15 protein-coding genes and 1 pseudogene are annotated in these 17,971 nt (G+C 64.2%); 11 read left to right on the top strand and 5 right to left on the bottom strand.

Features of this window, described 5'->3' with window-relative positions; translation table 11 throughout:
• The first annotated feature begins 57 nt into the window (after positions 1 to 57).
• The 3 genes and pseudogenes from P6U24_RS27405 to P6U24_RS27395 all read left to right on the top strand — a co-directional run bounded on the left by P6U24_RS27405 (position 58) and on the right by P6U24_RS27395 (position 1,877).
• Entirely contained in the window at positions 58 to 519 is a 462-nt protein-coding gene (locus P6U24_RS27405; RefSeq protein ID WP_407155564.1) for an Lrp/AsnC family transcriptional regulator, read from the top strand.
• Positions 520 to 629: 110 nt separating this feature from the next.
• A pseudogene (locus tag P6U24_RS27400) lies at positions 630 to 833 on the top strand (LysR family transcriptional regulator); the annotation flags it as partial.
• Positions 834 to 1,130: 297 nt separating this feature from the next.
• Positions 1,131 to 1,877: a C13 family peptidase gene (locus tag P6U24_RS27395; protein WP_407155563.1), complete on the top strand. Its 747-nt coding sequence runs from the start codon at positions 1,131 to 1,133 to the stop codon at positions 1,875 to 1,877.
• A 118-nt stretch (positions 1,878 to 1,995) separates the two neighbouring features.
• On the opposite strand, the gene P6U24_RS27390 is transcribed toward P6U24_RS27395, so the two are convergent.
• Entirely contained in the window at positions 1,996 to 2,208 is a 213-nt protein-coding gene (locus P6U24_RS27390) for a hypothetical protein (RefSeq protein WP_407155562.1), read from the bottom strand.
• Between the two features lie 1,051 nt (positions 2,209 to 3,259).
• On the opposite strand from P6U24_RS27390, the gene P6U24_RS27385 reads away from it, so the two are divergent.
• Entirely contained in the window at positions 3,260 to 3,541 is a 282-nt protein-coding gene (locus P6U24_RS27385) for a DUF3606 domain-containing protein (protein ID WP_407155561.1), read from the top strand.
• Positions 3,542 to 3,566: 25 nt separating this feature from the next.
• Positions 3,567 to 5,804, top strand: coding sequence for a glycogen debranching protein GlgX (gene glgX / locus P6U24_RS27380; protein WP_407155560.1), 2,238 nt, complete (start codon positions 3,567 to 3,569; stop codon positions 5,802 to 5,804).
• 9 nt (positions 5,805 to 5,813) lie between these two features.
• Here the strand turns inward: glgX and P6U24_RS27375 are convergent, their stop codons facing one another.
• Positions 5,814 to 6,731, bottom strand: a complete 918-nt coding sequence (locus P6U24_RS27375; RefSeq protein WP_407155559.1) for a LysR family transcriptional regulator — start codon at positions 6,729 to 6,731, stop codon at positions 5,814 to 5,816.
• A gap of 123 nt (positions 6,732 to 6,854) precedes the next feature.
• Here P6U24_RS27375 and P6U24_RS27370 point away from each other — a divergent pair, with 123 nt between their 5' ends.
• The 3 genes from P6U24_RS27370 (at position 6,855) to pyk (ending at position 10,917) form a co-directional block, all read left to right on the top strand.
• Positions 6,855 to 8,162, top strand: a complete 1,308-nt coding sequence (locus P6U24_RS27370; protein WP_407155558.1) for an MFS transporter — start codon at positions 6,855 to 6,857, stop codon at positions 8,160 to 8,162.
• A 22-nt stretch (positions 8,163 to 8,184) separates the two neighbouring features.
• The gene (locus P6U24_RS27365) at positions 8,185 to 9,258 is read left to right on the top strand and encodes a tartrate dehydrogenase (RefSeq protein WP_407155557.1); all 1,074 of its coding nucleotides are present in this window, start codon (positions 8,185 to 8,187) and stop codon (positions 9,256 to 9,258) included.
• Positions 9,259 to 9,498: 240 nt separating this feature from the next.
• Positions 9,499 to 10,917: a pyruvate kinase gene (pyk, locus tag P6U24_RS27360; protein WP_407155556.1), complete on the top strand. Its 1,419-nt coding sequence runs from the start codon at positions 9,499 to 9,501 to the stop codon at positions 10,915 to 10,917.
• A 20-nt stretch (positions 10,918 to 10,937) separates the two neighbouring features.
• Here the strand turns inward: pyk and P6U24_RS27355 are convergent, their stop codons facing one another.
• Complete coding sequence (locus tag P6U24_RS27355) at positions 10,938 to 12,569, bottom strand: hypothetical protein (protein WP_407155555.1); 1,632 nt, start codon at positions 12,567 to 12,569, stop codon at positions 10,938 to 10,940.
• A 239-nt stretch (positions 12,570 to 12,808) separates the two neighbouring features.
• Complete coding sequence (locus tag P6U24_RS27350; RefSeq protein ID WP_407155554.1) at positions 12,809 to 13,090, bottom strand: hypothetical protein; 282 nt, start codon at positions 13,088 to 13,090, stop codon at positions 12,809 to 12,811.
• A 293-nt stretch (positions 13,091 to 13,383) separates the two neighbouring features.
• Here P6U24_RS27350 and P6U24_RS27345 point away from each other — a divergent pair, with 293 nt between their 5' ends.
• From P6U24_RS27345 to P6U24_RS27335, 3 genes are read left to right on the top strand one after another with little or no spacing between them, the layout of a single operon-like run.
• Positions 13,384 to 14,199, top strand: coding sequence for a UDP-2,3-diacylglucosamine diphosphatase (locus tag P6U24_RS27345; protein ID WP_407155553.1), 816 nt, complete (start codon positions 13,384 to 13,386; stop codon positions 14,197 to 14,199).
• Positions 14,200 to 14,202: 3 nt separating this feature from the next.
• On the top strand, positions 14,203 to 15,249 hold the full coding sequence (locus tag P6U24_RS27340; protein ID WP_407155552.1) for a glycosyltransferase family 4 protein: 1,047 nt from the start codon (positions 14,203 to 14,205) through the stop codon (positions 15,247 to 15,249).
• 37 nt (positions 15,250 to 15,286) lie between these two features.
• Entirely contained in the window at positions 15,287 to 16,276 is a 990-nt protein-coding gene (locus P6U24_RS27335) for a threonine/serine dehydratase (protein WP_407155551.1), read from the top strand.
• Positions 16,277 to 16,305: 29 nt separating this feature from the next.
• Here P6U24_RS27335 and P6U24_RS27330 read toward each other — a convergent pair whose 3' ends face one another.
• A complete protein-coding gene (locus P6U24_RS27330) occupies positions 16,306 to 17,970 on the bottom strand; it encodes a hypothetical protein (protein WP_407155550.1) in 1,665 nt (554 codons plus the stop codon).
• Position 17,971 lies beyond the last annotated feature (1 nt).

Here is a 17,971-nt window from a genome sequence, read left to right as displayed (position 1 = left end):
AGGCGGCGCGAAAGTTCGCAATCCAGTTGCTAGAAGTCCGGCCTTGATGGTGTCAGAATGCTAGAGCTCGATGCCGTTGATCGAAGAATTCTTCGGGAGTTGCAGCGCGATGGCACGATCCGCAATGACGTGCTCGCGGCCAAGGTCGGGCTGAGCCCATCTCCGACGCTTCGCCGCGTCAGAGCCCTTGAAGAGGCGGGATACGTGCGATCCTACGTCGCCTTGCTCAACCCAGCCCGGCTCGGTCTGGGAGTTCGAGTCATGTTCGAGCTACGGCTTGCCGTCCAAAATCGAGACACGCTCGACCGGTTCGAAAAGGAGGTCACCGCCATTCCAGAGGTGATCGAGTGTATGACGGTGCTCGGCGATTGGGATTACGTTCTGACCGTTGTCGCGAAGGACATTGAGGACTATCAGCGCGTGTTGCTTGACCGGTTGGCCAAGATCTCAGGTGTTGCGAACTACAAGTCGACGCTTATTGTCCGAGACGTGAAGCGTTCCACTGAATTGCCGGTTTGAGTCTTGGCGGAGGCGAGGCAACTTGCATGGGGTGAGTGCTGCCCGCGACAAGCCGCGCATCATGGGCCTGTCCCGGGATTGATCGTCCACAAGCCGTCATTCCGCCGACGGATAAGCGCCTGGCGCAAGTGCCGGAGCCGGTCGCCGCGCGATCACTGGCTGAAGGCAAGTTGCAGCGCGTGCTCGACCCCTTCGCGCCGCTTACTCCCGGCGTCTTCCTCTATCATCCGGGCCGGCACCAGGTGATGCCGAAGCTGCGAGCCTTCATCGCGCACGTCAAAGCCAATGCGGGCGGGCGCGGGCCGAGGGCATAAATTGCGCGAGCCCCTCGACCAAGCGAATTGCAGCGCACTCGGTTCGGCTCTCGAAGACGATCTATTCAGCAAACATCGCGAAACTGCCGCTCCGGGTTAAGGGCCGCCTTTGGTCCCCTGAAGATCATTTCCGGTCGCGCCCGGTCAGCGGACATCGATGGTGTCGGCCGTAAGGTCCGAGACGGCCATATCCGGACCCATGCGCGTGCCATTCCGAAGGATGGAAACTCACTCGCTTTCCGCTATTTTGCATTGAGCCGCAGTTCTGTAGCGGCGATCTCGAAACGAGGTTCGCCCATGACCTCCACGTCCTCGATCAGGCGGCTTAGTGCGCCGCTCGTCGCTTTTTTTCTGACCATCTGGCCGCTGGTTTCGCCGGTACATGCTGTTGGGGACGCTGCAAAGGTTGGCGTGGTGTCCTTTGGCCTGTTCGGCGATCAAGACGTGTTTAGATCGGAGGCGACCGGCGCAGCTCAGGTCGTAGCCGGCCGTTTCGAGACCGGCCCGACCGACGTGGAGTACAATTCGAAGAAAGGCGGAAATGCAACGATCGAAGCTCTGACCAGGTCGTTGCGGGCGGCAGCCAAGCGCTTGGATACCGAGAAGGATGTTCTCTTTTTGATTCTCACCTCGCATGGCTCTCCAGACGGCCTTGCAATCAAGGCGGGGCGGCTCACACAAACGCTCACGCCATCTCGTCTCGGCGACATGCTCGCGAAGACAGGTGTACGACACAAGGTGGTGGTCATCTCGGCTTGTTATTCGGGGGCTTTTATCCCGCGTCTGGCAAATCCAGATGTGCTGGTCATTACCGCGGCCGACGCCAACCATCCCTCGTTCGGCTGTCAGGACAAAGCCAAGTGGACCTATTTCGGCGACGCTTTTTTCAATGTCGCGCTCCGGAAAGCTGTCAGCCTGAAGGATGCGTTTCTTGATGCGCGCTCACTCGTCCGGAAGCGAGAATTGCGGGAGCATTTCGAGCCGTCGAATCCCCTCATGGCAGGCGGCGCAAACGTGCTGCCATTGCTTGTCGGACGCCCTTGAACAACCGGCCGCGCCCGCACAGGCTATTGCTCGCGGGTGCATCGCCATTTCCGGTCTACCCGGATAAGCACACTGTTCGGCGCCCCCTTAGACTTCGCATTCGGGCCACAAGCGGAACTCAGGACGACAGGTCTCTATAGTGGTCGTCGGCCAATCGGCGACGCTGACGAATAAAGGCTCGGAAGCATTCGAAACCAATATAACCGAGCATCGAAAGGACGATGAGAATAGGGATATGCTCGCTGGCATGAAGCACAAGGTCCGCAAGCCAGTGAATGAACAAACGAAAGGTCATCCAGAGCGCAAACCACGGGTCATCATGTATCATCATGTCTTGTTCGCCCAAAATGCCACATTGCAATTGATGCCGTCGTCAAAGACTTAGCTATCGAGCGGCCGCGCGCTGCAAGCGTCAATTGCGGCACAAATCAGCCGCGGTCGTGCGGTTTTGTACCGTCTAGGCAGGCAGTACTACGCCGCGAACAAGTCCGCTTCGGGTTAGAATGCGAAGAACTCGAGGTGAGCAAAATCTGGTCCGCAGCGCCCCAGCGGACCTCGATGAGGCATGTCGCCACTTCCCTGATGGGTCCACAAGTGGAAGTGGGGAGATGGTTTGCTAAGGTGCCAAAACCGGCAATCCGACCGCGAGGCGAGTCTGGACCGCTTTGCTCCGACACCCGCCTTTGCGGCCGTTCCAACAAGGCTAGCCAAGGTGCGACCGATGGGCGGCGGGGCCGCGCAGTCACGCTTGAAGCTCAGGGTTTGAGGCGCACGGGCCGTCTTGTCGCGCTCGCAAAAATCTAATTTTCAAGTCGCCTCAGGTCAGTAGCCACTGAGGTGCTCTTCTGCACGAAAATTTCTCTTTCGTTTTTTCGGAATTTGTGCTTATAGTGCCTCGTCCGCGCTCGGCACGGAGGGGCGTATCGCGATCGTCACGACACGCGAGGGCGGATGCGGTGGGTGTGGTGGGCGCAGCATGATCCAATCATGCGGACGAACGCTTCGCCATGCACGGTGAAATCGTGTGGTCCTGGTCTCCCGGTGCCGAGGTCAAGCCGGCGCGGACGTTGCGCGGGCGACGGGGGCAAGAGAGCCGGTCCCTGGGGAGACCACGTATAAGCCGTCAAACCATAGCGCAGGGAGGGCCGGTGTTCGGCCGTACCTGTGGTGACTGCCGCCTGCTTTTCTTCTGCAGGCGGGCCATGGGTGCAGGCCTTGCATCCGGCCTTCCCTGCACCCTCTGTCTTAGAGGGTGAGTACCGCCCCACAGCTCGGACGCGATCGCGCCGCGAGAACGAGATGTCATGAGGTCGTTGTACAGCTGGTGCAGTCACTGGAACCAAACCCGGCAGCCGCTGTTACCGTATCGCAGGAGGAGCCCCATGCATCGTCCCAAGATTCAGCCCATTCGCAACAAGCTCGATCTCAACGACCGGATTCAGATGCGCGTCGTCACCAAGCGTCTCGGTGTTTCCCAGGCCGAACTCACCGATCTCGTCGGCCGGATCGGTAATTCGATCACCGCGCTTGCCAAGGAGGTCCATCTGCAAAAGGCCCGCAAGCTGTCGACGCATGAGCAGACGCCGCCCGCCGCCGTGATCGCATCGGTGGCCAGCGATCCGGCCGTGACTGAGCTGAGCACCGCGAGCGAAACGCCGGTCTAGACTGCCAGAGCAGGGAACGGACGTCATGGACCAGACGACCGACCGCCGCGACGCACTGGTGCAGGCGGCAGCAAACCTGCGCAGGTCCAAAGTGACTGAGGGCAGGCCGTTTCCGCTCGGTGCGACCTGGGACGGGCTCGGCGTCAACTTCGCGGTCTTTTCGGCGCACGCCACCAAGGTCGAGCTGTGCCTGTTCGACGATGCCGGCGAGACCGAGATCGAGCGGATCGAACTCCCCGAATATACCGACGAGGTCTGGCACGGCTATCTGCCGACGGCACGGCCCGGCACGGTCTACGGCTACCGCGTGCACGGACCCTATGAGCCCGATGCCGGGCACAGGTTCAATCCGAACAAGCTCGTCATCGATCCCTATGCCAAGCAGCTCGTCGGTAGCCTACGCTGGGGGCCGGAGCTGTTCGGCTATCAGCTCGACCATGCCGACAAGGATCTGTCTTTTGACGAGCGCGACAGTGCGCCCTTGATGCTGAAGTGCCGGGTGATCGATCCCGCCTTCACCTGGGGCACGGCGCGCAAGCCGGAGATCCCCTGGGAGCGCACCATCTTTTACGAGATGCACGTGAAAGGCTTCACCAAACTGCATCCGATGGTGCCGGAGGCCGAGCGCGGCACCTTCTCCGGTCTCGCCCATCCGGAGATTCCAGCCTATCTGCGCTCCCTCGGCATCACCTCGGCCGAGCTGCTGCCGATCCATGCCTTCATCGACGACAGCTATCTGGTCGACAAGGGCCTGCGCAACTACTGGGGCTACAACACGATCGGCTTCTTCGCGCCCGAGCCGCGCTACATGCTGACGCCGTTCGCGACCGAGTTCAAGGCCATGGTCAACCAGTTTCATGCCCATGGCATCGAGGTGATTCTCGACGTCGTCTACAACCACACCGCCGAAGGCAACGAGCTCGGGCCGACGCTGTCGTTCAAGGGCATCGACAATGCGAGCTATTACCGGCTGCTGCCCGACCAGAGGCGCTACTACATCAACGACACCGGCACCGGCAACACGGTGAATCTGTCGCATCAGCGCGTGCTGCAGCTCGTCGCGGATTCCCTGCGCTACTGGGCGACCGAGATGCGGGTCGACGGCTTCCGCTTCGATCTCGCCACCATCCTGGGCCGCGAGCCCTACGGCTTCGATGAGGGCGGAGGCTTCCTCGATACCTGCCGCCAGGACCCGGTCCTCTCCAGCGTCAAGCTGATCGCCGAGCCCTGGGATATCGGGCCGGGCGGCTACCAGGTCGGGCAGTTTCCGCCCGGCTGGGCCGAATGGAACGACAAATTCCGCGACACCACGCGCGCGTTCTGGAAGGGCGACTCCGGTGCAATGGCCGATCTCGCCAAGCGCATCTCCGGCTCCGGCGACCTCTTCAACAAGCGCGGGCGCCGGCCGTGGGCGAGCGTGAACTTCATCACCGCGCATGACGGCTTCACGCTCAACGATCTCGTCTCCTACAACGACAAGCACAACGAGGCGAATGGCGAGGACAATCGCGACGGCCACAGCAACAACCATTCCTGGAATTGCGGCGTGGAAGGCCCGACCGATGATCCGGAGATCGTCAGCTTGCGCGAGCGGCAGAAGCGCAATTTGCTTGCTACCATGTTGCTGTCGCACGGCACACCAATGCTGCTCGCCGGGGACGAGTTCGGCCACTCGCAGAACGGCAACAACAACGCCTATGCGCAGGACAACGAGACCACCTGGCTCGACTGGATGGGAATATCGCCGCAGGGGCGAGCCTTGCGCGAGTTCACGCGCAAGCTGATTGCGATGCGCAAGGCGTTCCCGATTCTCTATCGCAGTCGATTCCTGGTCGGGTCGCACAATGAGGAGCTCGACGTCAAGGATGTCACCTGGCTTGCGCCATCAGGCGAGGAGATGACGGACGAGCAGTGGAACGACGGCAATGCACGCTGCTTCGGCATGCTGCTGGACGGCCGGGCCCAGGAGACCGGCATCAAGCGGCGGGGCTCGGACGCGACCTTGCTGCTGATCTACAACGCCCATTACGACGTGGTGAAGTTCATGCTGCCGGCCGTGCCGGATGGGCGCAACTGGCTGTTTCTGCTCGACACCAACCAGCCCGACGCGCAACTGCCGTCGTTTCCGTTCGGTCATGTCTATGAGGTGACCGGCCGCTCGCTGCTCGCGTTCGGGCTGTCCTCGGAGCAGGCGCCGATGCGCGGGCTGCGCCATGGGCTGGGCGCGTTGCTCGACGTCGTCGAAACGCCGCTGCCGGGATGAGGGCCGATGTCAGGCGCCGCGCGCGTAGCTCTTCAGGCGCGCGTCGAGAACGGACAGGATGGCATCGCGCACCGGATCGCCGGAGCCGCGCAGCCAGGCCGCCGCCAGCGGCAGCCGGCCGATGGTGCTGCCGCGCTTCAGCCGCAAGGGCACGAAGCGGACGCCGGCAATTGCAAGCCGCGAGGTCCAGCGCGGCACGATCGCAACCCCAAGCCGCGCCGCGACCAGGTTGACGATGGTCTGCTTCTCGTCCGCGACCTGGGCCACGTCAGGCGCAAGCCCGGCCTCTTCGTACAGCTTCATGGTGAGGTCATGGCTGTGCGGCCGCGAGCGGCGGTCCGGCACGATCAGCGGCTGGCCGGCGATCTCCGCAAGCGAGATCGAGCTGCGCTTGGCCAGTCTGTGGCGCTGCGGCAGCGCCACGACAGCCGTTTCCATCAACAACGGGCGGAATTCGAGCCGCTTGTCGGTCCGCTCCGGCGGACGCACGAAGGCGAGATCGAGCGCGCCGGACAAAAGCTTCGGCAGCAGGCGGATGGTCTTCTCCTCCGTAAGCTGCACCGCGATCTCCGGAAATTGCGCACGGAAATCGTGCAGCAGCGGCGGCAGGAGACCAGCGGCGGCGCTGTCGATGGCGCCAAGGCGCAGCCGCCGCGTGGGTCGCGCGCGCGAGCGGTTGCGGAAAGTGGCCTCGATCGTCTCGACGTGCCCCAATATGGCGCGTGCGTCGCGCAGGAGCATCGCGCCGTGCTCGGTCAGCGACACCGCGCGGGTGGTGCGCATGAACAGGGGCGTCGCCAGATCCTCCTCCAGGAGCTTGATGTGGCGGCCGAGCGCGGAGGGCAGCATCTGCAGCCGCTGCGCCGCGCGCCCGAAATGCAGCTCCTCGGCGGCGGCAACGAAGCAGCGGAGCTGGTGCAGGTCCATCGGATCAGGCTCTCCCGGCGCGAGGATTATATCAATTTTTTGTATAAACCAACGCCGATTGAAGCAGCCGTGCAACCGTCTAGGCTTCCGACCGCAAGAAGAACATGGTTTCCGGGAGGTCACGTGACGACAGACGAGCTCGAGACGCGCGTGCTGCGCAAGGTGACCTTGCGCATCGTCCCCTTCATCATGCTGTTGTACTTCGTGGCCTTCGTCGATCGCGTCAATATCGGCTTCGCGGCGCTGACGATGAACAAGGATATCGGCCTGTCGCCTGCCGTGTTCGGGTTCGGCGCCGGCATCTTCTTCTGGGGCTATTTCCTGTTCGAGGTGCCGTCCAATCTCGCCCTCGACAAGTTCGGCGCACGGCTGTGGATCGCGCGCGTCATGATCTCCTGGGGCCTCGTCTCCGCCGCGATGGCCTTCGTGCAGGGGCCGATCAGCTTCTATAGTCTGCGCTTTTTGCTTGGCGTTGCCGAGGCGGGCTTCTTCCCCGGCATCATTCTTTATCTGTCGTACTGGTTTCCGGCGCGGCAGCGCGCCGCCGTCACGGCGCTGTTCATGGCCGCGGCACCGCTGTCAACAGTCCTGGGCTCGCCGATCTCGGGCGCGCTCTTGGAGATGGACGGGCTGCTCGGCTTGAGGGGCTGGCAGTGGCTGTTCCTGCTCGAGGCTTTGCCGGCCGTGCTGCTCGGTTTGGTCGTGCTCGGCTACATGACCGACCGTCCGGAGCAGGCGCGATGGCTCGCCGCCGACGAGCGCGCCTGGCTGGTGCGGACCATGACTGCAGAGATCAAGAGCAAAGCGGCTGTCGCCAGCCACAGCCTCTGGCGCGGTCTCGCCGACATCCGCGTGCTGGCGCTATCGCTGGTCTATTTCGGCACGTCCGCAGGCCTCTATACGCTCGGCGTGTGGGCGCCGCAGATCATCAAGCAGTTTGGCCTCTCGCCGCTCGAAGTCGGCTTCCTCAACGCGGTGCCGCCGACGGTCGCCGTCGTCGTCATGATCTGGTGGGCGCGGCATTCCGACCGGACGGGCGAGCGCACCTGGCATGTGGTGCTGGCCTGCCTGCTCTCGGCGATCGGGCTCGCGCTTGCCGGCATCGCGAGCAGCGTCGTTGCCGTGCTTGCCGCGCTCACCCTGGTCAATGTCGGCATCTCCTCGTCGAAGCCGCCGCTGTGGAGCATGCCGACCATGTTCCTGTCCGGCTCGGCCGCGGCCGCCGGCATCGCCACCATCAACTCCATCGGCAATCTCGGCGGTTTCGTTGGCCCCGCCATGATCGGCTGGATCAAGGACCGGACCGGCAGCTTCGCCGGCGGGCTTTATTTCGTCGCCGCTCTGCTCGTCCTTTCGGCCATGCTGACGCTGTTGCTCTCTCGCTCGCAGTCCGCGAAGGCCGAGCCGGCCGCGCAAGCCCAATCACACTGAACCCTGGTCTCGGAGCTTTCTCATGCGTCACTATTCCATCGCCGCCATTCCCGCCGACGGCATCGGCCCCGAAGTGATCTCGGCCGGTGTCCGCGTGCTGGAGGCACTCGCCAAACGCGCCGGCGACATCGGCTTCACCGTCAAGACCTTCGATTGGGGCTCGGACTACTACAAGAAGCATGGCGCGATGATGCCCGCCGACGGCCTCACCGAGCTGAAGAAGTTCGACGCCATCTATTTCGGTGCGGTCGGCGCACCCGATGTGCCCGATCACATCACGCTGTGGGGCCTGCGGCTGCCGATCTGCCAGGGCTTCGACCAATACGCCAATGTGCGGCCGACCAAGATCCTGCCGGGCGTCGCCTCGCCCTTGCGCAATGTCGGCGTTGGCGATCTCGACTGGGTGATCGTGCGCGAGAACTCCGAAGGCGAATATGCCGGCATGGGCGGCCGCGCGCATAGGGGCCTGCCGGAGGAGGTCGGCACGGAGGTCGCCGTGTTCACCCGTATCGGCGTTACCAGGATCATGCGTTACGCGTTTCAGCTGGCGCAGTCGCGGCCGCGCAAGTTTTTGACCGTCGTCACCAAGTCGAACGCGCAGCGCCATGGCATGGTGATGTGGGATGAGATCGCCGCCGAAGTGGCTGCCGAATTTCCCGACGTGACCTGGGACAAGATGCTGGTCGACGCCATGACGGTGCGGATGACGCTGCATCCGAAAAGCCTCGACACCATCGTCGCTACCAATCTGCATGCCGACATCCTGTCCGATCTTGCCGGCGCTCTGGCCGGCAGCCTTGGCGTGGCGCCGACCGGCAATATCGATCCGCAGCGTCGCTTCCCCTCGATGTTCGAGCCGATTCACGGCTCGGCCTTCGACATCACCGGCAAGGGCATTGCCAACCCGGTCGCAACCTTCTGGACCGGAGCGCAGATGCTGGAGCATCTCGGCGAGAAGGATGCGGCCGGCCGGCTGATGGCGGCGGTCGAGAAGGTCTGTGCGGCCGGCGTGCTCACGCCCGACGTCGGCGGCAAGGCGACGACGAAGGAGGTGACAGACGCCGTGATCGACGCCATCCACGGCTCCAACGTCTGACGGTAGTGTTAGGGCGCGCCCACAACCGAATGCGGCGGCTTTTCCACAGCCGCCGAACCGGAACCGGGCCGCGTCTCGTCCGTTCCCGGCATGCGAAAAGGTTCCACATGCGGGCTTGCCTTGCCGCGCATGAGGACTATTCGTGTTACAGCCGAGTCGGCGCAGGCGGTCACACGTCTGACGCCGACCGAAGATATCAGGGCCGTCCTGATCGGGCAGGGGAGAAAGGGCAACATCATCATGCGTCGTCATCGTCGGGCCAAGATCGTTGCAACCGTTGGTCCTGCCAGCAACACGCCGGAGATGCTCAAAGCGCTGTTCATGGCGGGTGTGGATACTTTCCGCCTCAATTTCAGCCACGGCACGCAAGGCGATCACGCCAAGGTCCATGCCGCGATCCGCGCCCTCGAAAAGGAGGTGCAGCGCCCGATCGGCATCCTGATGGACCTGCAGGGCCCGAAGATCCGCGTCGGCACCCTGCGCGACAAGAAGATCAACGTGGAAGCCGGTGAGACCATCCGCTTCGTGCTGGAGGGCACCGAGGGCGACAAGATGTCGATCCCGCTGCACCATTCGGAGATCTTCGCCGCTGTCGCGCCCGGTCACGATCTTCTGATCGATGACGGCCGCGTGCGGGTCCGCGTCACCGGGCTCGGCAATGATCACATCGATGCCAAGGTGGTGGTCGGCGGCGCGATCTCCAACAACAAGGGCGTCAACCTGCCGGGCACCATTCTCGATCTGTCGCCGCTGACGGCGAAGGATCGCTCCGACCTCGAATTCGGCCTCAAGCTCGGCGTCGACTGGGTGGCGCTGTCCTTTGTGCAGAAGCCGTCGGACGTGATCGAGGCGCGCGGCCTGATCGGCAACCGCGCCGGTGTGATGGCCAAGATCGAGAAGCCGGCGGCGCTGGACAAGATCGACGACATCATCCAGCTCTGCGACGCCATCATGGTGGCGCGCGGCGATCTCGGCGTCGAGATTCCGCATGAGGACGTGCCGGGCAAGCAGAAGGAGCTGGTGCGCGCCTGTCGCCTGGCGGTCAAGCCGGTGATCGTGGCGACACAGATGCTGGACTCGATGGTGGCAGCGCCGACGCCTACCCGCGCCGAGGTCTCCGACGTCGCGACCGCGATCTATGACGGCGCCGATGCGGTGATGCTGTCGGCGGAATCGGCCTCAGGGCAATATCCGCGCGAGGCGGTGGCGATGATGGACAGCATCATCAAGGCGACCGAAAGCCACAAGATGTATCGTTCGATCATCGAGGCCACGCAGCCGGGCGAAGAGCAGACCCCGCCGCATGCGGTGGCGACCGCCGCGGCCGATCTGGCCTCCGCGATCCATGCCAAGGCGATCGTGGCTTATACGTCGAGCGGCACCTCGGCCTCGCGCGTCGCCCGCAAGCGGCCGAGCCTGCCGATCCTGGCGATCACGCCGAACGAGGACGTCTCCCGCCGCATGTGCCTGTTGTGGGGCGCGCACAGCGTGCTGTCGGAGGACATCAACAGCTACGAGGAGATGGTCGAGCGCGCCACGCACTTCGCGGTCGAGCAGGAGTTTGCCAAAGCGACCGATCTTCTGGTGGTCGTCGCCGGCATCCCCTTCGCGCAGGCCGGCACCACCAACAATCTGCGCGTGGTGACCGTGCCACGGTAGGAGGCGTGGCGATGCCGAGCTTAAGGCGTTGCGTTGGCAGCGATTGGCTGAGCAGGCAGGACGCATAGTCGCGCGGTTCCGAACAGGGGATGGGTCGTCGCCGGCACTGCACCGCAGGGCTCGATCAGGTAGTCGATGCCATGCTGTCCGGCATAGGCCAGTCGTTGGTCGAGCGATTTCAACGCGGCGATCTCTGCTGATCGTGTTCGCCAGATGTGGTAGTAGGGCGGCGACCACATGGCGGCGGCGCCACGCTTGTAGTCGATCCAGATTCGACGATGGGCGGTCGATTCGAAAACGGCCGCACGCGATCGGGCGATGGCGTCCGGCAACGTCTCCGGCGGACTGTCACGGTCTGGACGAGGCGGCGGCAAGAACATCGCCATCTCCGGGGTACCGGTCCGCGCCCAGTTGCCGAGCTCGGTCCATTCGGTGACGCTACGGACCAGCAGGCGATTGGCATTGAAATTCTGCCAGGCTGAAACTGGCGCGAGGATCAGCGCCGCGAAACCGATTGCAGCGACGCCGAACGCGCGCATGGCAGGCGACGCAAGGGGCTGCAACTTCAGCAGCAACGGCGCGGTGGCAAACAGAGGCATGCACAAGGCGAAGCCGTAAGTCTGTGCGCTCAGCAGGATCACAGCAATGCTGCCTAGTGCGAAGGTCGGTTTCGTCACGTCGCGCAGCCAGCCTGTTACCACTGCGGCGACAGCGAGCCCGGCCAGCAGGTGGACGATCGCGCTCGACCGCAGCAGGTGCAGGTTGAAAAGGCTCTGCGAAGCAAACAGATAGGGCAGCACGATTCCGGCTGCGTACAGCCCAAGCACGCCGCAATAGGCGGCCCGCAGTTCGCGCGCATTAACGCCAAGCTGACGCAATGCCACGTGACCAAGCAGCGCCAGCGCGGTCAAAGCGAGCAGGTCATAGACCGGGATCGCGTCGATCAGAATATGCTCGGCGAAGTATTCGCGCAAATAAGCGACATAATCGAAATCGAGAGCTTGTCCGAGAGCGGGGTTCGATAGGACATTGACAAGCACCGGGAGCGCGAGCGAGGCACAAGGCAGCAATGCCGGCAATGCCTGTCGGCAGATCGCGCCTGCAGTGATGGCGCGTCGGGCGAGCAGGCTCGCGATGACGAAGCTCAGGATGGCCGCGAGCCACACCGCCATGAAGGCATTGATGAAGGACGTCAGACCGATCAGCAGGCTCGCAGTCGTGATCCTTCCGCGTGCCGCGGCGTAGATCGCGAGCAGGATGGTGCCGTTAGCGAGCTCGGAATGGGTGAAGTAGTTCAAGAACAGGCCGCCAAGGCCCGCGAAGCTGCCGCCTTCGAGAAAGCTCGTGATGCAAAGAAGGAGGCTGAAGACAATCTTGTCGGCGCGCGTCGTGATGCCGATCAGGGAGGCGCAGCAGAGAAAGCCGAGGAAGGATAGCAGCCGCGATAGCCACGCGAGACCGAGAAAGAGCGCCGGAATGTGGTCGAGGTAGTGCTCGGCGTGAGCTAGCAGCAGCCAGACGCCGGACGCGAAGTAGCGCAGCGACTGGATGAAGGCGTCATCATGGAATTGCGGCTCGTCATAAAGGCCGGCCATGATCGGAAGGTGGAAGATGTTGTTGTCGATGCCGAACACGAATCCGGTGTGCAGCATCGATAGGGTCGACGCGAAAGCGGCAACGAGCAGAGTGTCAATCCGTGCTCGCGTGATGCCTTCCGCGGGCGTGTCGCCAGCAAAGCCTGATTTTAGCGTGAGTTCCGACATCGGTCGCCGCCTGTGCGTGCCTTGGGCTTGGAACAGAAAGAGAGCTGTAGGATCGGCGGACGAGCCGTCGACAGAGCGATTGGGCGGCTGCAGGATGCCGAGAAAATCGGGTGCCGCTGATAAGAATATCAACTTAAAAGAGAAATTTTGGGCGCGAGTGGGCGCCAGACACGGCAATGGGCGACTTTCAGGTCATGATCTGGAATCCCAAATTGTTTTCGATCCGCCTGCATGCGCGTGACAGGCGGTAAATTTAGACCTTCGGTCGTAAAGTATTTCTGAATATGTCTGAAGAATGCCCATGAAACCTCGCCGGTACGGCTGGCCGCGCCGCTTCTTGAGGAAAACGATCGAGTCAGCGCAGGGAAATAGCTGATCACTATGCCCGCAGCGGGATCGACCAGGTGCATCGGGCCGATGCCGTTTGTTGTCGAAGGCGTCGCAGCTTCGGCAGACCTGCTAGAGCACCTCGCCGCGCTTCACATCGAAAGTCCGGCTCCTATGCGCGGGAACAGCGGGATTCCCGAGAAAAGCACCGCTTCTGTCGCCTGACTGTCGCAACGCGCTGTTATCGCGGGCTCGTGACTTGGGGGGCCCTGAGTCGCCTTGAGTGAGCGGCGGAAGCAGCGTGCGGCCGGTCGAGCCGCCGCGGGAATATGCTGCTCGTCATCGCAATGTCACGAGAAGCTGTTAGGTGGCGCGCATGGGAATTGAAACTGCTGGTGACGAGAGCCCAGACCGGCGCTTTCGCACGTTGTTCATCTCCGATGTTCATCTCGGAGCCCGGGGCTCGCAGGCCAATCTTCTCGTCGATTTTCTTCGCCATCATGACGCCGATACCATCTATCTGGTCGGAGACATCGTTGATGGCTGGGCGCTGAGGTCGAGCTGGCACTGGCCGCAGTCGCACAATGATCTCGTGCAGAAGATGCTGCGCAAGGCGCGCAAAGGCGCCAAGGTCGTCTACGTGCCGGGCAATCACGACGAGTTCCTGCGCGGCTATTATGGCACGCATTTCGGCGGCATCGACGTGGTGGAAAACATCGTGCACACCGGCGCGGACGGCAAGCGCTATCTGGTGATCCACGGCGACATCTTCGACCTCGTCGTGCAGAACGCGCGCTGGCTGGCCCATTTGGGCGACAAGGCCTATGACTTCGCGATCCAGATGAACCGGCTGGTCAACTTCTTCCGGCGCATGTTCGGCGTGCGCTACTGGTCGCTGTCGCAATGGGCCAAGCAGAAGGTCAAGAACGCCGTCAACTATATCGGCGCGTTCGAGACGGCGCTTGCGGCCGAAGCGCGCCGCCACGGCGCCGATGGCGTGATCTGCGGCCACATCCACTATGCCACGATCCGCGACGAGCAGGGTATTCGCTACATGAATTGCGGCGACTGGGTCGAGAGTTGCACGGCGCTCGCCGAGAACGAGGACGGCAGCTTCGAGATCATCACCTGGGCGGACCCGATGCGGCTGCAGGCACCGGCGCCGCAGGTGGCGGCACGGGCCGCCGCCTGATCGATGCGCATCCTGGTCGCGACGGACGCGTGGCATCCCCAGGTCAACGGGGTGGTCCGGACGCTGACCATGATGGCGCAGGCGGCGGAGGCGTTCGGCCACGAGATCGTGTTCCTGACGCCGGAATCATTCCGCACCTTCGCCATGCCGAGCTATCGCGACGTGCGGCTCGCGCTGCCGCGGCCCGCCAAGGTCGCGAAGCTGATCGCCGAGTGCCGGCCCGACAGCATCCATATCGCGACCGAAGGACCAATCGGCCTTTTGGTGCGGCGGCATTGCCGCAAGCATGATCTGCCGTTCACGACAAGCTTCCATACCCGTTTTCCGGACTACGTCGCGGCGCGTGCGCCGGTGTCGGAGGCATGGGTGTGGGCGAGCTTGCGCTGGTTTCACGGGCCGAGCCAGGCCGTGATGGCGGCGCTATCAGGCGAATTGAAGCAGCGCGGCTTTGCCAATGTCGTGCTGTGGCCGCGCGGCGTCGATACCACTCTGTTTCGGCCGCGCGAGGTCGATCTCTGTCTGCCGCAGCCGGTGTTCCTGTGCGTCGGGCGTGTCGCGGTGGAAAAGAATCTTGCGGCGTTCCTCTCGCTCGATCTACCAGGCACCAAAGTGATTGTCGGCGACGGGCCGGCGCGCGCCGATCTGGAACGCGACTATCCGGATGCGGTCTTCCTCGGCGCCTTGCAGGGTGAGGCGCTGGCAAAGGTGTACGCGGCGGCCGACGTATTCGTATTCCCGAGCCGTACCGATACGTTCGGCCTGGTGCTGCTCGAAGCGCTCGCCTCGGGCTTGCCGGTCGCGGCGTTTCCGGTGGCCGGCCCACGCGACGTGATCGGCGCTGCCGACGTGGGCGTGCTCGACGAGGATCTGCGTTCGGCTTGCCTCGCCGCGCTCACGATTTCGCGACAGGATTGTGTGGCGTTCGCCGCCAATCACACCTGGGATGCTTCGACCCGCGCTTTCATCGACCATATGGCGATTCTGCCCATTCCGCCGGCGCAATCCGAGCCGGTCGATGTGCTGGCCGAACAACCAAGCTGCGTGGCCTAGCTTGCGCCGGCGTGGCGGCGCGCGATACAACAGGCTCATGACAGTCCAATCGCCGATCCCTACCGTTACCGCCGCCGATATCGATGCGGCGGCACAAGTGCTTGCCGGCGTCGCCGTGCGTACGCCGCTGTTGTCGCCGCCGGTGCTGAGCGAGGTGCTCGGGGCCAGGGTGTTCGTCAAGCCCGAAGTGTTGCAGCGGACCGGATCGTTCAAATTCCGCGGCGCCTACAACAAGCTGTCATCGATTCCCGAGGATGCCCGCGGCAACGGCGTCGTCGCCTTCTCCTCCGGCAATCACGCCCAGGGCGTGGCGCATGCGGCGCAACTGCTCGGCATGCACGCCACCATCGTGATGCCCTCGGATGCGCCGGCGGCGAAGCGCGAGCGCACCAAGGCCTATGGGGCTGAGGTCGTGCTGTACGATCGCGACAAGGAGGATCGCGAGGCGATCGCCCGCGAGATCGCCGGTAAGCGCGGCGCAACCGTCGTGCCGCCTTATGACGATCTGCTTGTCATCGCCGGGCAGGGCACTGCAGGGCGCGAGATTGCCGAGGATCTGCAGGCGCTCGGCGTTTCGCCCGACCTGGTGGTGGCGCCGGCCTCCGGCGGTGGACTGCTCGCGGGCGTGTCGGTCGCGATCAAGACGCGCTTTCCGCAAGCCCAGATGATTGTGGCCGAGCCGGCGGGCTTCGACGATCATGCGCGCTCGCTGCGTGCGGGTCATCGCGAAGCACATGATGCCAGGGGCCGCACCATCTGCGACGCGTTGATGGCGGCGATGCCCGGCGAGATCACCTTTGCTGTCAACAGCCGGCTGTTATCGGGCGCGGTCGCTGCCTCCGATGAGGAGGTCGGCCGCGCCGTGGGCTTTGCATTCCGCGAGTTGAAGCTGGTGGTCGAGCCCGGTGGGGCGGTCGGGCTGGCGGCGCTGCTGGCCGGTCGTCTCGACATTGCCGGCAAGACCATCGTGATCCTGCTGTCCGGCGGCAATGTCGATGCCGATCTTTACGCAAAGCTGATTGCGTAGCGCCCGGCGCGTGTTTGGCGGCTGCGCGCTTATGAGAAGAACGCGATCTTTTCCGGCTGGGTCATGCGCCGGATCGGCGTCAACGGATCATTCGCAGCGATCGGCCGCTGCAGCATGCCGCTGGCGAGCAATGTCGAGCCCAGTGACGGTTGCGGGATCGGCTTCGGCATCGGGTGAAGCGTGGCGGCAGGCCGTGGCTGCTCAGCAGGCGCAGGCTGGGCGACCGGCGTAGGCCGGACCGGTTCCTGCATGATCTGCATCACCGGCTGTGGCGGCACGACGGGAGCTTGCGGCGTCGGCGCGACCGCGAGCCGGGGCGCCGGGGCAGGGCTCGGCGGAACGGGTGCGGGTGGGGGCTCTGCGCTAAATGTCGCGGCGGCTGGTGGCGGCGCCGTGGCCGCGGCCGGTACGGGTTCTGGTGCCGATGGCGCGGCGACAATCGCCGTCGCTGGCGCGGGCCCAGGCTTGGATACCGAAGCTATTGGCTCGGCGAAGGTGGCGACGATGTCGTCGTCGACCGACACCGGTTCCTCGATGTCGTAGTGAATCGAGCTGGTCGGGCTGAATGGCTTGTCGTCGGCCGCGGCATCGGGCGCGGCCATTTCCGCCGCGACGAGCTCGAGGATCGCCTCGTCATGGGCGTCCGCCTCGGCTTTGGTGACGACCACGATATCGAGATCGTCATCTGCCGGTGACGCCGCAACTTCATCCATGACCTCAGCGCGTTGGCTACTCGCTTGAGGTGGCGCAGCCGCGGAGGCCGGGGCCGCAGCCGCCGGGATTTCGGCCGGAGCTTGCGCCTGTGCGGGCTGCGGCTCGGGCGGCCGGACGGGCGACGCGGTCACGGTGTCCTGAGCGCGGGACGGCTGGGCGACGCTGGCCGCAGGCGGCGGCTCGACCGGCGCAGGCGCCGCCACGCTCTCTGCAGCGGGAACCCGAGCGTCGAGCATCGGCTCTGCTGCGGCAGCCATGGCTTCGGCAGGCATGGTCGGTGCCGCGGATGCGGCGACGTCAGTGGCTGCATCTGCAGTCGCTTCACTCCTTTCGGGAGCAGATGCCTGCGGTTGCTCGGCCATTTCGGCCGCGGGCGCGACGCCCTCGTCGGCGGCCGGCGTCGCGGTCACCTCAGCCTGCTCGAAACCGTCGAGCTGCGCCTTGATCACGTCGAATGAAGCGATCATCGCGGCGCGCGGATCGGCGCCGCTGAGCTGGTTGCAGGCGGCGTCGATCGCCGTCACCTGCGAATCGATCAGGTCGCAGATCCGGGAATCGGCACCAATCTCGCGCCAGCGCCAGGAGATTTCCTTGATGATCCGGAGGCCCTTGCGGACAGGTGCCAGATTCTGCTCGAGCGCGAGTCCGTCGAGGGCGGCCGTGGCGGCCCCTTCGGCGCTTGCGACCGCATGCCTGATCGCAGCGAGCACCTCGGGAAGCGCGCTGGCTTCGGCCTCCTGGGCGGCCTGCATTTCCTGCTGCTGCAGGCGCTGCTGCGCGGCGAGGGCTTGCTCGATCCGCGCCACGGCATCGAGCACCATGCTGGTGTCGGCGTTACGGTTGCGCTTGGCATATTCGCCGAGAAACCAGCGGCCGCGCGAGGTCTCCATGAAGGCGTCGCGGATCGCCTCATAGTCGGCCTCGCTCGGCTGGGCCGGGCGGGCGGAGATCGGCGAGAGGGCGAAGACGTCATCGGCCATG

Origin of the sequence: Bradyrhizobium sp. STM 3557, from assembly GCF_045571465.1 — a bacterium.
Lineage (GTDB): Bacteria > Pseudomonadota > Alphaproteobacteria > Rhizobiales > Xanthobacteraceae > Bradyrhizobium.
This window is presented reverse-complemented; position numbering and strand designations above follow the sequence as displayed.

Coding starts and splice junctions, on each gene's coding strand:
- P6U24_RS27330 (WP_407155550.1), bottom strand. CDS start 17,970: ATGGCCGATGACGTCTTCGCCCTCTCGCCGATCTCCGCCCGCCCGGCC.
- P6U24_RS27350 (WP_407155554.1), bottom strand. CDS start 13,090: ATGCACCTGGTCGATCCCGCTGCGGGCATAGTGATCAGCTATTTCCCT.
- glgX (WP_407155560.1), top strand. CDS start 3,567: ATGGACCAGACGACCGACCGCCGCGACGCACTGGTGCAGGCGGCAGCA.
- pyk (WP_407155556.1), top strand. CDS start 9,499: ATGCGTCGTCATCGTCGGGCCAAGATCGTTGCAACCGTTGGTCCTGCC.
- P6U24_RS27390 (WP_407155562.1), bottom strand. CDS start 2,208: ATGATGATACATGATGACCCGTGGTTTGCGCTCTGGATGACCTTTCGT.
- P6U24_RS27405 (WP_407155564.1), top strand. CDS start 58: ATGCTAGAGCTCGATGCCGTTGATCGAAGAATTCTTCGGGAGTTGCAG.
- P6U24_RS27335 (WP_407155551.1), top strand. CDS start 15,287: ATGACAGTCCAATCGCCGATCCCTACCGTTACCGCCGCCGATATCGAT.
- P6U24_RS27345 (WP_407155553.1), top strand. CDS start 13,384: ATGGGAATTGAAACTGCTGGTGACGAGAGCCCAGACCGGCGCTTTCGC.
- P6U24_RS27375 (WP_407155559.1), bottom strand. CDS start 6,731: ATGGACCTGCACCAGCTCCGCTGCTTCGTTGCCGCCGCCGAGGAGCTG.
- P6U24_RS27395 (WP_407155563.1), top strand. CDS start 1,131: ATGACCTCCACGTCCTCGATCAGGCGGCTTAGTGCGCCGCTCGTCGCT.
- P6U24_RS27385 (WP_407155561.1), top strand. CDS start 3,260: ATGCATCGTCCCAAGATTCAGCCCATTCGCAACAAGCTCGATCTCAAC.
- P6U24_RS27340 (WP_407155552.1), top strand. CDS start 14,203: ATGCGCATCCTGGTCGCGACGGACGCGTGGCATCCCCAGGTCAACGGG.
- P6U24_RS27355 (WP_407155555.1), bottom strand. CDS start 12,569: ATGCTGCACACCGGATTCGTGTTCGGCATCGACAACAACATCTTCCAC.
- P6U24_RS27365 (WP_407155557.1), top strand. CDS start 8,185: ATGCGTCACTATTCCATCGCCGCCATTCCCGCCGACGGCATCGGCCCC.